This window comes from Bradyrhizobium sp. USDA 3311, assembly GCF_054062495.1.
In genome coordinates this window covers 1010332-1024814 of sequence record NZ_JBSSFI010000001.1, presented here as the reverse complement: position 1 = coordinate 1024814, position 14483 = coordinate 1010332, and the positions used below count along the sequence as shown (strand labels likewise).

At 65.2% G+C, this 14483-nt stretch carries 11 protein-coding genes and 1 pseudogene; 5 read left to right on the top strand and 7 right to left on the bottom strand.

Going from position 1 to position 14483, the window contains the following annotated elements; translation table 11 throughout:
- Nucleotides 1–109: 109 nt before the first annotated feature.
- Nucleotides 110–1967 (top strand): annotated as a pseudogene (locus ACVWW6_RS05005) (feruloyl-CoA synthase).
- A gap of 409 nt (nt 1968–2376) precedes the next feature.
- On the opposite strand, the gene ACVWW6_RS05000 reads toward ACVWW6_RS05005, so the two are convergent.
- Complete coding sequence (locus ACVWW6_RS05000) at nt 2377–2883, bottom strand: MarR family winged helix-turn-helix transcriptional regulator (RefSeq protein WP_456680260.1); 507 nt, start codon at nt 2881–2883, stop codon at nt 2377–2379.
- A gap of 83 nt (nt 2884–2966) precedes the next feature.
- On the opposite strand from ACVWW6_RS05000, the gene ACVWW6_RS04995 reads away from it, so the two are divergent.
- The 3 genes from ACVWW6_RS04995 to ACVWW6_RS04985 are packed head-to-tail and all read left to right on the top strand — an operon-like array spanning nt 2967 to nt 5775.
- The gene (locus tag ACVWW6_RS04995) at nt 2967–4175 is read left to right on the top strand and encodes a cytochrome P450 (RefSeq protein WP_304550357.1); all 1209 of its coding nucleotides are present in this window, start codon (nt 2967–2969) and stop codon (nt 4173–4175) included.
- 12 nt (nt 4176–4187) lie between these two features.
- Nucleotides 4188–4511 (top strand): 2Fe-2S iron-sulfur cluster-binding protein, encoded by a 324-nt coding sequence (locus ACVWW6_RS04990; protein ID WP_011083869.1) that lies wholly within the window; start codon nt 4188–4190, stop codon nt 4509–4511.
- A gap of 52 nt (nt 4512–4563) precedes the next feature.
- Nucleotides 4564–5775 carry an ABC transporter substrate-binding protein gene (locus tag ACVWW6_RS04985; RefSeq protein WP_456680259.1) on the top strand — a complete coding sequence of 404 codons (1212 nt, stop codon included), beginning with the start codon at nt 4564–4566 and terminating at the stop codon, nt 5773–5775.
- A 287-nt stretch (nt 5776–6062) separates the two neighbouring features.
- On the opposite strand, the gene ACVWW6_RS04980 is transcribed toward ACVWW6_RS04985, so the two are convergent.
- The gene (locus ACVWW6_RS04980) at nt 6063–7328 is read right to left on the bottom strand and encodes an NAD(P)/FAD-dependent oxidoreductase (protein ID WP_038965243.1); all 1266 of its coding nucleotides are present in this window, start codon (nt 7326–7328) and stop codon (nt 6063–6065) included.
- Between the two features lie 300 nt (nt 7329–7628).
- On the opposite strand from ACVWW6_RS04980, the gene ACVWW6_RS04975 reads away from it, so the two are divergent.
- Nucleotides 7629–8801, top strand: coding sequence for an ABC transporter substrate-binding protein (locus ACVWW6_RS04975; RefSeq protein ID WP_028172709.1), 1173 nt, complete (start codon nt 7629–7631; stop codon nt 8799–8801).
- A 300-nt stretch (nt 8802–9101) separates the two neighbouring features.
- Here ACVWW6_RS04975 and ACVWW6_RS04970 read toward each other — a convergent pair whose 3' ends face one another.
- Genes ACVWW6_RS04970 through ACVWW6_RS04950 form a run of 5 tightly spaced genes read right to left on the bottom strand, consistent with a single transcriptional unit; the run spans nt 9102 to nt 14329 of the window.
- Complete coding sequence (locus tag ACVWW6_RS04970; protein ID WP_304550359.1) at nt 9102–10973, bottom strand: bifunctional sugar phosphate isomerase/epimerase/4-hydroxyphenylpyruvate dioxygenase family protein; 1872 nt, start codon at nt 10971–10973, stop codon at nt 9102–9104.
- A complete protein-coding gene (locus ACVWW6_RS04965) occupies nt 10970–11707 on the bottom strand; it encodes an ABC transporter ATP-binding protein (protein WP_271557049.1) in 738 nt (245 codons plus the stop codon). Before ACVWW6_RS04965 ends, ACVWW6_RS04970 begins: the two co-directional genes overlap by 4 nt.
- A gap of 11 nt (nt 11708–11718) precedes the next feature.
- Nucleotides 11719–12462, bottom strand: a complete 744-nt coding sequence (locus tag ACVWW6_RS04960) for an ABC transporter ATP-binding protein (protein WP_025576614.1) — start codon at nt 12460–12462, stop codon at nt 11719–11721.
- The gene (locus ACVWW6_RS04955; RefSeq protein WP_011083876.1) at nt 12459–13457 is read right to left on the bottom strand and encodes a branched-chain amino acid ABC transporter permease; all 999 of its coding nucleotides are present in this window, start codon (nt 13455–13457) and stop codon (nt 12459–12461) included. The genes ACVWW6_RS04960 and ACVWW6_RS04955 overlap by 4 nt, the downstream gene beginning before the upstream one ends.
- On the bottom strand, nt 13454–14329 hold the full coding sequence (locus ACVWW6_RS04950) for a branched-chain amino acid ABC transporter permease (RefSeq protein ID WP_161532997.1): 876 nt from the start codon (nt 14327–14329) through the stop codon (nt 13454–13456). The genes ACVWW6_RS04955 and ACVWW6_RS04950 overlap by 4 nt, the downstream gene beginning before the upstream one ends.
- Nucleotides 14330–14483 lie beyond the last annotated feature (154 nt).

The following is a 14483-nucleotide window of genomic DNA, read 5'->3' as shown; positions in this document are numbered from 1 at the left end:
GTTGACGACAACAATTGTCGTGCCCAACATTATGACCAAGGCAGAATGGCCAAGGCAGTCCGGAACGAGGCTGCGGCCGATCCGGACATCCGGGCGGAGGAGGAAACACATGACAGCCGCCTTACGCGGTGACGCGTCAAGTCTGTTCGCAGCGCCCAAGACGATCGCCGAGCATCGCGCCGACGGCAGCATCGTGCTGCGCTCGCCGGAGCCGTTGCACGACAGCGCGCGCTGCATCGGCGACTGGCTGGAGCAATGGGCGCGGCAGACGCCCGATGCGATCTTCCTCGCCGAGCGCGGCAATGCCGAAGCGCCATGGACCACGGTCACCTACGCGCAGGCATTGCGGCAGGTGCGTGGCGCGGCGTCATGGATCCTGTCGCAAGGCCTCAGCGCCGAACGCCCGCTCGTGATCCTCTCCGATAACAGCATCGACCATGCGCTGCTTGCGCTTGCCGCGCAGCATGTCGGCGTGCCCTCCGCCGCGATCTCACCGGCCTATTCGCTGATGTCCAGGGATTTCGACAAGCTCAAGAGCATGATCGCGCTGCTCGAGCCGGGCGCGATCTACGTCTCCGCGACGAAGCCGTTCGCGGCGGCGCTGGCTGCGATCGAGCCGCTGCACAAGGCGCAGATCATCAGCGGCAACGGCGCTGACGCCGACGCACTCGCCTTCAGCGCCGTTGCGGCAACGCCCGAAATTGTCGACGTCGCAAAAGCCTTTGCCGCGGTGACGCCGGACACGATCGCAAAATTCCTGTTCACGTCAGGCTCGACCGGCACGCCGAAAGCCGTCATCAACACCCAGCGCATGCTGACCTCGAGCCAGCAGGCCAAGGCGCAGACCTGGACCTTCCTCGAACAGGCTGGCAGCGATCTCGTCATTCTCGACTGGCTGCCCTGGAGCCACACCTTCGGCGCCAACCACAATTTCAACCTGGTGCTGCGCAACGGCGGCTCACTCTATATCGACGGCGGCAAGCCTGCGCCCGGTCTCTTTGCGACGTCGCTCGCGAACCTGAAAAGCGTGATGCCGACGGTCTATTTCAACGTGCCGCGCGGCTTCGACATGCTGATCGCGGCATTGCGCGGTGACGAAGCGTTGCGCCGCCGCTTCTTCAGCGAGGTGAAGTTCGCCTTCTATGCGGGCGCAGCGCTGCCGCAGAACCTGTGGGACGCGCTCGAACAATTGTCCGTCGAAACCGTCGGCCGCCCGCTGCCGATGGTGTCGGCCTGGGGCTCGACGGAAACCTCGCCGCTGGCGACCGACTGCCATTTCCTCGCCGAGCGCTCCGGCAATATCGGCGTGCCCGATACCCGGTACCGAGCTGAAGCTCGTCACCTCCGGCGACAAGCTGGAAGTGCGCGTGCGCGGCCCCAACGTCACGCCGGGTTACTGGAAGGCGCCCGAGCTGACCAGGCAGGCGTTTGACGATGAGGGCTTTTATCTCATCGGGGATGCGGTGAAGCTTGCTGATAGCGCGCGGCCGGAGCGCGGCCTGTTCTTCGACGGGCGTGTCGCGGAGGACTTCAAGCTCAATTCCGGCACCTGGGTCAGCGTCGGCACGCTGCGGCTCGCCGGCATCGCCGCGCTGGCGCCGCTCGCGCAGGACATCGTCGTCGCCGGTCATGGCGGCGACGAGGTGCGCTTCCTGGTGTTCCCGAACATCCCGGCGTGCCGTGGGCATGCCGGTTTGCCGGAGACGGCCGATGTGAATGATGTGCTGGCACATGACAAGGTCAGGGGTGCGATCGCTCAGGGGCTTGCGAAGCTGAAGCAGCAGGGCGCCAATTCCTCCGGCCACGCCACGCGCGCGCTGCTGCTCGCCGAACCGCCATCGGTCGACGGCGGCGAGATCACCGACAAGGGCTACATTAACCAGCGCGCGGTGCTGACGCGACGCGCGGAGGCGGTGGCGCGGCTGAATGACGATGCGGCGGGGGAATGGATTGGGTGCGTCGGGTGAATTGACCCCGGAGGCGGCGCCTCATCGAGACGATGACGCAACCGCGTAATGGCGCAGTCCAGGTCGTCTCGCTGTCATTCCGGGGCGCGCCTCTTGGCGCGAACCCGGAATCCATCTCACCGCAGGGGCTGTTGCACGATGGATTCCGGGTTCGCGCTACGCGCGCCCCGGAATGACGAGTTGAGTGTGAGACAGACTGCCCATAGGCCAGCCAACCTGCCGCAATATCCTGCCAGATTATTTTGTTGCCTAAGCAACTAATTTGTGCGAACCGTTCCGGACAAGGATGACGGTGGACGAACCGCCGCGCCTGATCTCGGAGGAAACGATGCTCGGCAGGAATGGTGCCGCGGGCAAATGCCGGCGCATGCCTGAAAGCGGCGATGCGGCGCGCTTCACGCGCGGTGCGTCAGGCGGTGCTGCTGCCCGTCACCGCGCCGAGATTTTCGTGCAGCCGGCGGAGCAGATCGATCAGCACCTCGCGCTCGTCCTTGCTCAGGCAGGACAGCAGGCGCCGTTCGCGCTCGAACGCTGCGACGATCACCTTGTCATGGGTGGCGCGTCCTCTCGCCGTCAGCGCGATCGAATGGGTGCGACCGTCATTCGGGTCGGTGCGGATCGACACCAGCCCGCGCTTCTCGAGGCCGGCAAGCGTCCGGCTCACCGGCCCCTTGTCGAAGCCGATGACGTGGCAGATGCGCGAGGCGGGAATGCCGGGCTCGATCGCCAGCAGCGACATGATCCGCCATTCCGTGACGTTGACGCCGAACTCGCGCTGGTAGAGCGCGGTCGCGCTGTTCGAGAGCTTGTTGGCGATGAAGGTGATGAAGGCCGGGACGTAACGATCGAGATCAAGCGTCGGGCCGGTCTCGGCGGGCGCGGGCTTTTGGCGGGCTCTGGTCGAAGACGGCGGCATATCGGGCTTCTGACTCGCGTGGTGCCCGAAGACCTAAGGGCAAGCGCGGCCCTTTCACAAGATCAAAATGAGGGAGGACTTCCATGAGCGTACCCGGCTCCGCCGCATCAGGCGTCCCGCATCTCGACGTCGATCCCTTCGACATGAATTTTTTTGCCGACCCCTATCCCACGCACGAGCTGCTGCGGGAGGCGGGGCCGGTGGTCTATCTCGACAAGTGGAACGTCTATGGCGTGGCGCGCTATGCCGAGGTCCACGCCGTGCTGAACGATCCCGCGACGTTCTGCTCCAGCCGCGGCGTCGGCCTCTCCGATTTCAAGAAGGAGACGCCGTGGCGGCCGCCGAGCCTGATCCTCGAGGCCGATCCGCCCGCGCACACCCGGACCCGCGCCGTGCTGTCAAAGGTGCTGTCGCCGACGGTGATGAAGCAGGTGCGCGACCGCTTTGCCGCGGCGGCCGAGGGGCGGGTGGACGCGTTGATCGAAAAGCGCAGCTTCGATGCGATCGCCGACCTCGCCGAGGCCTATCCGCTCTCGATCTTCCCGGATGCGCTCGGGCTGAAATCCGAGGGGCGCGAGCATCTGATTCCCTACGCGAGCGTCGTGTTCAACGCGTTCGGGCCGCCCAACCAGTTGCGCCAGGAGGCGATCGCGCGCTCGACGCCTCATCAGGCCTATGTCGCCGAGCAATGCCAGCGCGAGAACCTCGCGCCCGGCGGCTTCGGCGCCTGCATTCATGCCCAGGTCGATGAGGGCGCCATCACGGCCAGCGAAGCGCCGCTGCTGGTGCGCTCGCTGCTCTCGGCCGGCCTCGACACCACCGTCAACGGCATCGGAGCGGCCGTCTATTGCCTCGCGCGCTTTCCGGAGCAATGGCAGCGCCTGCGCGGCGATCTCTCGCTCGCGCGCAGCGCCTTCGAGGAAGCGGTTCGTTTCGAAAGCCCGGTGCAGACCTTCTTCCGCACCACCACACGTGAGGTCGAACTGTCGGGCGCGACGATCGGCGAAGGTGAGAAGGTGCTGATGTTTCTCGCCGCCGCCAATCGCGATCCGCGCCGCTGGGACAAGCCCGACAGCTATGACGTCACCCGCCGCTCGTCCGGCCATGTCGGATTCGGCTCCGGCATCCACATGTGCGTCGGCCAGCTCGTCGCGCGCCTCGAAGGCGAAGTGATGCTGACGGCGCTGGCGCGGCGCATCGCGAAGATCGAGATCACGGGCGAGCCGAAACGCCGCTTCAACAACACGCTACGCGGGCTCGACAGCCTGCCTGTGACCATCACCCCGGCCTGACGAGGAGCCTCGATGCCCGCGATTACTTTCATCCATGCCGACGGCAAGTCCGACCGTGTCGAGACCTCGGGCGGCGAGAGCGCCATGCAGGCCGCGACCCGCCATGGCCTCGACGGTATCCTGGCCGAGTGCGGCGGCAATGCCATGTGCGCGACCTGCCACGTCTATGTCGATGAAGCCTGGCTCGCGCGCCTGCCCGCGATGGCAGATGACGAAGACGCGCTGCTCGACGGCACCGCCACCGAGCGACTGCCGAACAGCCGGCTGTCCTGCCAGATCATGATCACGCCCGCGCTCGACGGGCTCGTGCTGAGACTGCCGGAACGACAGGTCTGAATTCCAAACGTGCCGGCGACGACCGGCGCGACACACATAAGGGGAGGGAACGATGAAACACCTGAAATGGACGCTCGCGCTGGCCGCAAGCCTCGTGAGCGGCGCAGCAAGCGGCGAAATCTCCGACAACGTCGTGCGCATCGGCGTGCTCAACGACATCTCCGGCATCTTCCAGGACACCAACGGCATGGGCTCGGTCGAAGCCGCGCGCATGGCGGCCGAGGATTTCAACGGCGGGGGTAAGAACATCAAGGTCGAGATCGTCTATGCCGACCACCAGAACAAGGCCGATGTCGGCAATGCGATTGCGCGCAAATGGCTCGATGTCGAGGGCGTCGATGCCATCGTCGACGTGCCGAATTCTGCGGTCGGCCTCTCCATCAACACGCTGCTGCGCGACAGCCGCATGACTTTCCTGGCGTCGTCCACGGCGAGCTCGGATCTCACCGGCAAGGCCTGCTCGCCCAACACCATCCAGTGGGTCAACGACACCTGGGCGACCGGCAACACCACGGCGGCCGCGATGGTGTCGCGCGGCGGCAAGGACTGGTACTTCCTCACGGTCGATTTCGCGCTCGGCAAGGGCATCGAGGCCGAAGCGCAGAAATATATCGAGGCGCATGGCGGCAAGGTGATCGGTTCCTCCAAGCACCCGCTCGGCACGTCTGACTTTGCCTCCTTCCTGTTGCAGGCGCAGAACTCGAAGGCGCAGGTGATTGGCCTTGCCAATGCCGGCGGCGACACCATCAATGCGGTGAAACAGGCCGCCGAGTTCGGCATCCAGCAAAGCGGGCAGAAGCTCGTCGCCTTCCTGCTCTTCATCAACGACGTCCACGGCATGGGCATCAAGGTCGCGCAGGGGCTCCAGCTCATGGAAGCCTTCTACTGGGACATGAACGACGACACCCGCGCGTTTGCCAAGCGCTTCGGTGCGCGGCCGGGGATGAACGGCAAGATGCCGAGCGGCAACCAGGCCGGCGTCTATGCCTCCACGCTCGCTTATCTCAACGCGGTTGCCGCCACCGGCAGCGACAATGCGAAGGACGCCGTGCCCGAGATGAAGAAGTTCAGGGGCAAGGACAAACTATTCGGCGACACCGCCATCCGTCAGGACGGCCGCGTCGTGCATCCCATGTATCTGTTCGAGGTGAAGAGGCCGGAGGAGTCAAAATACCCTTACGACTACTACAAGCTGGTCTCGACGATTCCGGCGGAGCAGGCGTTTCGCCCGCTGGCGGAGGGCGGGTGCGAGTTGGTGAAGTAATTGCTCTTTGCCTCTCCCCGCTTGCGGGGAGAGGCCGGATTGCATCGAAGATGCAATCCGGGTGAGGGGGTGCTTCCGCGAGTCACATGTCCGCGGGAACGACGATCTTTCAACGCGTCATTGCGAGCGCAGCGAAGCAACCCAGAATTCCTCCGCGGGACCCTGGATTGCTTCGCGGCGCTCGCAACGACGGTGGGGGAGCATCGAAGGATTCGACTCCTACTGTCCCCGCGGAGACTCCCCCTCACCCCGACCCTCTCCCCGCAAGCGGGGAGAGGGAGAAGCCGTCACCCCACCACCTTGCTCGATCCCTGCGTGATCAACCTCGCCGCGCGCTGATCTCGCGCGTAGATCCAGAGCCAGCTCAGGGCGACGCTGAGGCGGTGGCGGAGGCCGATCAGGAAGTAGATGTGGGCGATGCCCCAGATCCACCACGCGATGGTGCCGCGCAGCTTGATGCGGCCGAAATCGATCACCGCGAGGCGCTTGCCGATCTGCGCGAGGCTGCCAGAGTGCTTGTAGCGGAACGCTCCCTTCGTCTCTCCGCGCAGGCGCGCCTTGACGGTCTCGGCGACGTGCCGCCCCTGCTGTTTGGCGGCGGGCGCGATTCCGGGCACCGGCTTGCCCTCCCAGGCACTGATCGTCACGGTGTCGCCGATGGCAAAGATCTCGGGATGGCCGGGGATCGTCAGGTCGGCCTCGACCTGCACACGGCCGGCGCGATCAGCCGGCACGCCCAGCCATTCGGCGGCGGGCGAGGCGCGCACGCCCGCAGCCCAGATCTTGGTCTTCGCGTCCAGGCGCGTGCCGCCATAGACCACGCCGTCGCGGTCGATCTCGGTGACGGGCTGGCCGAGCACGACCTCGACGCCGATCTTCTCCAGCGACGCCTGTGCATAGGCCGAGAGCTCGTCGGCGAAGCCTGCGAGCACGCGCGGCCCCGCCTCGATCAGCACCACGCGCGCCTTGGTCGTATCGATGTTGCGGAAATCTTCCGGCAGGGTGTGATGCGCCATTTCGGCGATGGTGCCGGCGAGCTCGACGCCGGTGGGGCCGGCGCCGACGATGACGAAGGTCAGCCGCGCCGCGCGCTTGGCCGGATCGGTCTCGCGCTCGGCGCGCTCGAACGCCACCAGGATATGCCGGCGCAGCGTGGTCGCGTCCTCCAGCGTCTTCAGGCCGGGCGCGAACTGCTCCCATTCGTCATGGCCGAAATAGGCGTGACGCGCACCGGTGGCGAGCACCAGCGTGTCGTAGGGCACCTCGCTGCCGTCGTCGATCAGCACGCAGCGCCTTGTCGCATCGACGCCGCTGACCGTCGCGAACAGCGTCGTCACCTCGCGTCGGTCGCGCATGAGATGGCGGACCGGCCAGGCGATCTCGCTGGTCGCAAGCGATGCGGTCGCGACCTGGTAGAGCAGCGGCTGGAACAGATGATGGTTGCGGCGGTCGATCAGCGTGATGTCGACCGGGGTGCCCGCCAGCCGGTAGGTCGCCTCCAGCCCGCCGAAGCCGGCGCCGACGATGACGACACGATGGGGTGTTGTGGTCATGATGCGCCCTCGACTCTTGCTGCTTCTCTGTTTCATTTAAGTGCGGAAAGTGACCCGCGGTCCAATAGCCGTCATCAATCGCGGAATAGGCTGGGCGTATCGTCGTGCCGCGAAAAAGCGCCGCAGCCTCCACCGAAGTGAGTAGAATTATATTTCTTGCCATCGCCGATGGGGGCGAAATATGGTGCAGGGACGGGTGCTGAGCCATTGGCGGCTCGACAGATTTTGCGTTCAATAGAGACAGGCCCCGGGGCGGCGATCACCCCGTTTCCGGGATCAATAATAAGGAGGGGAGTGGTTATGAGGACGGCATTCTGGCTGGCGGGCGCAGCGGCGCTGGTGCTGGCAAATCCGGCATTCGCCGGCGACACCATCAAGATCGGTTTCGTCTCGACCTTCAGCGGCCCGACCGCCGTGATCGGCAACGACATGCGCAACTCGTTCGAGCTGGCGCTGGATCATCTCGGCCGCAAGATGGACGGCAAGCCGGTCGAGGTGATCTACGAGGACGACGGCCAGAAGCCCGATGTCGGCAAGCAGAAGACCGAGAAGCTGGTGCAGTCCGACAAGGTCGATTTCATCGTCGGCTATATCTGGTCGAACGTGCTGCTGGCTTCCTTGAAGACCGCGGTGGACTCGCAGACCTTCCTGATCTCGGCCAATGCCGGCCCGTCGCAGCTCGCCGGCGAGCTCTGCTCACCTTACGTGTTCTCGACCTCCTGGCAGAACGACCAGACGCCGCAGGCCATGGGCCTCTACATGAACCAGAAGGGCGTCAAGAGCGTCTTCCTGATCGGGCCGAACTACGCGGCCGGCAAGGACATGCTCGCGGGCCTCAAGAACACCTTCAAGGGTGAGATCAAGGGCGAAGAATACACGGTCTGGCCGAGCCAGCTCGACTTCTCCGCCGAGCTCTCCAAGGCCCGCGCTTCCGGCGCCGAGTCGATCTTCGTGTTCTACCCCGGTGCCGCCGGCGTGCAGTTCCTCAATCAATATACCCAGGCCGGCCTGAAGAGCACGATGCCGCTCTACACCGCCTTTACCGTCGACGAGCTGTCGTTGCCGCTCCAGAAGGAGAACGCGCTCGGGGTTCCCGGCGCGCAGCAGTGGGTGAACGACCTGCCCAACGAGCAGAACAAGCGCTTCGTTGCCGACTACCGCAAGAAGTACCCCAATCTGCGTCCGACCTATTACGGCGCCCAGACCTACGACGCCGCCCAGCTCATCAACAGCGCCGTCGTCGCGGTGAAGGGCGACACCAGCAAGAAGGACGCGATGAAGGCCGAGATGGAGAAGGCCAACTTCAAGTCGCTGCGCGGTGCGTTCAAGTACGGCAACAACCACATCCCGGTGCAGAGCTTCTATCTCCAGGACGTGGTCAAGGACGCCGATGGCCAGCTCGCGCTGAAGACGGTCGCCACCATCGTCGAGAACGACCAGGATCGCTTCCATCAGAAGTGCGCGATGAAGTGAGCTGGTTGGGCGAGCTCTCTCCTCTCCCCCTCCCCGTTCTTACGGGGAGAGGGGCGGGGTGAGGGGCTGTCTCCGCGAGGACGGAGCGAGTCGAATTCCTCGAAATTCCCCACATCGTATTGCGAGCGCAGCCAGAGCCTTTCCGCGGAGGGATTCTGGATTGCTTCGCTGCGCTGGCAACGACGTATTGAGAGAGTGGTGCTCCCGATTGTCATGTCTCTCGCGGAGACTCCCCCTCACCCGGAATCCGCGCTACGCGCGAATTCCGGCCTCTCCCCGCGAGCGGGGAGAGGTGAAGAGCTACACCCGCGGCATGCTCGCGGGCCGCACTTCGCGTGATTGCGCCGCGAGCCTGATCCCGGCATTGGCCGCGCCGAAGCCCTGATAATTCCTTCGTTCGACGATCTCAAAGAAGAAGCGCTCGTCGAAGATGTGGGTGTAGACCTGGAAGAACTCGCCGTCGCCCTCGCGGTCATAGAGGATGTGGTTGGCGCGTAGCTGCGCCATCAGGTCGGGCGCGAGGTCGTATTTGGCTTCGATGTCGTCGTAGTAGTTGTCGGGAATATCCAGAAAGCCCGCGCCGCGGGCGCGCATCGCTGCGACCGCTGCAAAGATGTCTCGGCACGCAAACGCGACGTGCTGCACGCCTGAGCCGAAGAACTCCGAGATGAAGCGGGCCGGCAGGGTGCGGTTGGCGGAGGAGCCGTTGAGCACGAAACGCAGGCTCTGGTCGCCGTTGATGACGGCCTGGCTCTGCACGAGGCCCCTGGGATCGGCGATCTCCATCTGCGGCAGGCGCTTGAGGTCGAGGATGCCGGTGTAGAACAGCAGCCAGGACAGCATCTCGTCATAGGGCATCGACTGCGCGATATGGTCGACGGCGAGCAGCGCGTCCGCGCTCGCCTCGCTCGCAACCGGTTCGAAATCGGTGTCCCAGTTCTTGCCGGCCTGGTCGAGGAAATAAAGCAGGCTGCCGCCGACGCCGTGGATCGCGGGAATCTCCAGCTCGCCCGGCCCGACCGGCTGATAGAAGGTGCGCGCCTTCAATGCTTCGGCGCGCTGCATGGCAAGGCCCGCATTGTCGACGTCGAGCGCGATGGCGCAGACGCCGGGGCCGTGCGTGACGTAGTGCGAATGCGCAAAGCCGTCGGTCTCGCAATTGATGACGAGCTCGACCTTGCCCTGCGACCAGCGCTCCACCGCCTTGCTGCGATGCTCGCCGGTCTTGCGGAATCCGAGCTGCGACAACAGGCGGGCGAGTTCGCCGGCCTTGGTCTCGTTGACGGCAAACTCGATGAAGCCGGTGCCGTGACTTTTGGCCTTCGGCGCCAGTGGTTCGCTGACGAGCTTCGGCCAATCCGGTGCAAGCTGGTCCTCCAGCAGGATCAGCGAGCGCAGGCCGTCGATGGCGGTCTGGGCCGCCGAGCCGGCGCGGAACTGGTCGTTGAAAATCTCCAGCGACAGCGGTCCGGCATAGCCGGTCGCCGCGACCGCCGCCATGAATTCGCCGACCGGCAGATCGCCCTGGCCGGGGAACGAGCGGAAGTGCCGGCTCCAGGACAAGATGTCGAGCTCGAGCTTTGGTGCGTCGGCGAGCTGCACCAGAAAGATCTTGTCGCCGGGGATCGAGGCCATCGCGCGGACCGGAAAGCCCGGGGCGAGTGCATGAAAACTGTCGAGGATGACGCCGATCGCGGGATGATCGGCGCGCCGCACGATCTCCCAGGCATCGCGGTAGTCGTTGACGTGCCGTCCCCAGGCCAACGCCTCGTAGCCGACGCGCAAGCCCCGCTTGGCCGCGCGATCGCCGAGCTCGCGAAAATCGTCCGCGGCGCGGTCGATGCCGCCGAGCGAGCTGGGGGAGACGTTGGAGCAGATCAGCAGCAGGTCGGTGCCGAGCTCCTGCATCAAGTCGAACTTGCGCTCGGCGCGGGCAAAGTTGCGCGCGCGCTGCGGCTCCGGCATGCCCTCGAAATCGCGGAACGGCTGGAACGCGCAGATCTTGAGGTTGAGATCGCGGCAGAGCTTTGCGATGTCGCGCGGGCCTGCGCCGAACGACAGCAGGTCGTTCTCGAAGATCTCGACCTCGTCGAAGCCGGCGGCTGCGATGGCGCGCAGCTTTTCATCCAGCGCCCCTGAGAGAGAGACGGTCGCGATCGAGCGCTTGTTCATGCTGCTGTCTCCTCCATGGCTCCCCCGAGGAAGAGCTGGCCGATGCGGGGATCGTTCAGGATGCGCTTCGCGCCGTCGACCATGCGGGTCTGGCCGAGCTCGAGCACGATGCCGATATCGGAGATCTCCAGCGCCGAGCGCGCGTTCTGCTCGATCATCAGGATAGTGACGCCGCGGTCGCGCAGGCTCTTGAGGATGTCGAAGGTCTGCTGCACCATCAGCGGCGACAGGCCGATCGAGGGCTCGTCGATCAGCACGAGCTTCGGCTCGAGTAGCAGCGAGCGGGCGATCTCGAGCTGCTTCTGCTCGCCGCCCGAGAGCGTCGATGCCTGCTGTGCCGACTTGCGACGGAGCGCCGGAAACAGGTCGAGTGCCGCCTCGATCCGCTTGGGCAGGTCGAGACCCTTTCCGGCGGCGACGCCGCCGAGCTCGACATTGTGGCGCACCGACAGCTCGGGGAAGATGTTGCGGCCCTGCGGAACGTAGCAGATACCGGCATTGAGCAGCCCGCGCTGGCTTAAGTTCGTGACGTCGCGACCGGCAAAACTGACCTTGCCCTCGCGCAGCCTGAGCAGGCCGAAGATCGCCTTGAATACGGTCGACTTACCGGCGCCGTTGGGGCCGATGATGGTGGTGATGGTGGCCTGCGGAACGGAAAACGTCGTGCCGTTCAGGATCGTCATCTTGCCGTAGCCGCCGACGAGATTGTGAACCGAGAGGATCGGGTCGCTCATGGCTCGTGCCCTCAATGCCCCAGATAAGCTTCGATCACGGCCGGGTTCTTGCGGACCTCGTCCGGCCGTCCCATCGCCAGCACCTTGCCTTCGGCCATCACCATCACGCGCGAGCACAGCGACATCACGAACTCCATGTTGTGCTCGATCACGACGAAGGTCGCGTTCTTCTCGCGGTTGATCGCGACCAGCCGGTCCTTCAGGTCCGCCAGCATCGACGGGTTGACGCCGCCGGCGGGCTCGTCGAGCAGCACGAGGCGCGGTCCGCCCATGAAAGCCATGGCGGCATCGAGCAGCTTCTGCTGGCCGTAGGACAGGCCGCCGGCAGGTTCAGCCGCGAGATGGTCGAGCTTGAAGAAGCCGATCATCTGGTTGGCGGCCTCCGTCAGCCCGGCATCGGAGCGGCCGACCAGGCGCGAGGCCATGTTGCCCTGGTGCTCCTGTCCCGCGAGGATCAAATTCTCGCGCACCGACAGTTTTGGAAACACCTGCAAGAGCTGGAAGGTGCGGCTGACACCGAGCTTGTTGAGCTCGGAGGGGCGCAGCCCCGTGACGACCTTGCCGTCGAGCTTCACTTCGCCGCCTGATGGCGTGAGCTGGCCAAGAATGCAGTTGAACAGGGTCGACTTGCCGCAGCCGTTCGGCCCGATCAGGCCGAGGATCTCGCCTTCGCGGACGTCGAAGCTGACGTCGGCGACCGCGCTGATGCCGCCAAAATTCTTCTTGATGTTGGTGACTTCGAGGACCGCACTCATTGCACCGTCTCCAGCCGGGATTTTGCCACGGCGCGCAGCGCAGAAGCCGCCTTGGTGCGGCGCTCGGCGAGATAACGGTCGAGGATTCCCAAGATGCCGGTCGGCGACCAGATCAGCAGCAGCATCACCGCGATCGCATAGAGCATCAGGTAATACCCTTCCGTGAAGCGCAGCCATTCCGGCAGCAGCACCGCGATCATCGCGCCCAGGAAGGGACCGAAATAGAAGCCGGCGCCGCCGACGATCACCATCATCAGGAGATCGAGCGAGAGCGACAGGTTGAACGGCACCGGATCGATATATTGCGTCAGCGGCGCGTAGAGCGCGCCGGCAACGCCGCCAAGCGCCGAGCCGATCGCAAACGCCATCAGCGTGTAGCGCCTTGTGTCGATGCCGAGCGATTGCGCGCGCAGCGGGTTTTCGCGCAGCGCCATGAAGGCGCGGCCCCAGGGCGAGCGGATCAGCCACCACACCGCGAGCGAGACGATCGCGAGCGAGCCGAGGCAGACATAGTAGAAGGGCAGCGGCTTGTTGGTCGCGATTCCGAAGAAATGCGGGCGCGGAATGTTGGAGATGCCGTAGATGCCGCCCGTCAGCCAGCTCTCGTTGCGGAACACGAGGAAGGCCAATGTCGAGAAGGCGAGCGTGACGAAAGCGAGGTAGTGGTGCTGCACGCGCAGCGCGGGATAGCCGAGCACCCAGCCGACGCCGAAGCTCAAGACGATCGCAACCAGGATCGCGACCGGCAGCGGCCAGCCATGGGTGGTCATGATCGCCGCCGCATAGGCGCCGATGCCGACGAAGGCGCCCTGGGCAAGCGAGACCTGGCCGGCATAGCCGAGCGTGAGGTTGAGGCCCATCGCGGCGATGGTCATCACCGCCCACTGACTCAGGATGAACAGGCCGTAGCGGTTGAAGTTCATGGGGACGATGATCAGGCCGGCGATGACGATGAGGCCGAGCGCGATCTTCAGGGGTTTGCCAAAGCTGCTCATACCGTGCGCTCCTCGGCGCGGCCGAGCAGTCCTTGCGGCCGGAACAGGATGACGACGATCAGGAAGATCAGCGGCACGGCCGCGCGGTATTGCGTCGAGACGTAGCTTGCCGCGAGATTGTCGAGCACGCCGATCAACAGGCCGCCCGCGATCGCGCCGCGCACCTGGTTGAAGCCGCCGACGATCGCCGCGATGAAGGCGGCCTGGCCCAGCACCTCGCCGGACGAGAATTTTGCCAGATAGATTGGCGTGATCAGCAGCGAGGCCAGCGCGACCAGGAAGGCGTTGATCAGGAAGGTCAACAGGATCATGCGCTCCACGGGCACGCCGATGATGCGCGCCACCGTCGGGTTCTGCGCCGCCGCCTGCATCTGGTGGCCGAGCGAGGTGCGGTTGAGGAGCGAGGTCAGGCCGAAGACTGCAAGAATGGCGACGACGAGGACGCCGATGCTTTGCAGCGAGACGGCGTGGCCGAGGATGGAGATATCGCCGGTCGGCACGATCGAGGGGAAGGGCGAGGCCTCCGCGCTGAAGAACTGCTTCACCGATTCCTTGATGCCGATCGCCAGCGCCATGGTCGCGATCGCCAGCGGCAGCACGCCATGGCGCATCATCGGATCGACCAGCAGCATCTTGAAGGCGAGGCCGAGCAGGATCATCGAGAGCAGGATGCCGAGGATGATCGCGAGCCAGAACGGCGCGCCGGCATGCATCGTCGCGAGCATCAGGAACGCCGGCAGCATCACGAACTCGCCCTGCGCGAAATTGATGGTCTGCGAGGTCTGCCACAGCAGCGTGAAGCCGACCGCGACCAGTGCATAGATGGCGCCGGTGGCAAGTCCTGCGACCAGAAGATCGAACAGATTGGACATTTTCCCCTCTCTCCTCTCCCTCTCCCCGCTTGCGGGGAGAGGGTCGGGGTGAGGGGGAGTCTCCGCGAAGTCAGTGACAGTTGGACTCGCGGAAGCTCCCCCTCACCCGCCGCGCTTCGCGCGTCGGCCTCTCCCCGCGTGCGGGGAGAGGCAA

Excerpts from the sequence above, each read along its gene's own strand:
- ACVWW6_RS05000 (WP_456680260.1), bottom strand. The coding sequence starts at position 2,883 with ATGCCGCCGTCTTCGACCAGAGCCCGCCAAAAGCCCGCGCCCGCCGAG.
- ACVWW6_RS04995 (WP_304550357.1), top strand. The coding sequence starts at position 2,967 with ATGAGCGTACCCGGCTCCGCCGCATCAGGCGTCCCGCATCTCGACGTC.
- ACVWW6_RS04990 (WP_011083869.1), top strand. The coding sequence starts at position 4,188 with ATGCCCGCGATTACTTTCATCCATGCCGACGGCAAGTCCGACCGTGTC.
- ACVWW6_RS04985 (WP_456680259.1), top strand. The coding sequence starts at position 4,564 with ATGAAACACCTGAAATGGACGCTCGCGCTGGCCGCAAGCCTCGTGAGC.
- ACVWW6_RS04980 (WP_038965243.1), bottom strand. The coding sequence starts at position 7,328 with ATGACCACAACACCCCATCGTGTCGTCATCGTCGGCGCCGGCTTCGGC.
- ACVWW6_RS04975 (WP_028172709.1), top strand. The coding sequence starts at position 7,629 with ATGAGGACGGCATTCTGGCTGGCGGGCGCAGCGGCGCTGGTGCTGGCA.
- ACVWW6_RS04970 (WP_304550359.1), bottom strand. The coding sequence starts at position 10,973 with ATGAACAAGCGCTCGATCGCGACCGTCTCTCTCTCAGGGGCGCTGGAT.
- ACVWW6_RS04965 (WP_271557049.1), bottom strand. The coding sequence starts at position 11,707 with ATGAGCGACCCGATCCTCTCGGTTCACAATCTCGTCGGCGGCTACGGC.
- ACVWW6_RS04960 (WP_025576614.1), bottom strand. The coding sequence starts at position 12,462 with ATGAGTGCGGTCCTCGAAGTCACCAACATCAAGAAGAATTTTGGCGGC.
- ACVWW6_RS04955 (WP_011083876.1), bottom strand. The coding sequence starts at position 13,457 with ATGAGCAGCTTTGGCAAACCCCTGAAGATCGCGCTCGGCCTCATCGTC.
- ACVWW6_RS04950 (WP_161532997.1), bottom strand. The coding sequence starts at position 14,329 with ATGTCCAATCTGTTCGATCTTCTGGTCGCAGGACTTGCCACCGGCGCC.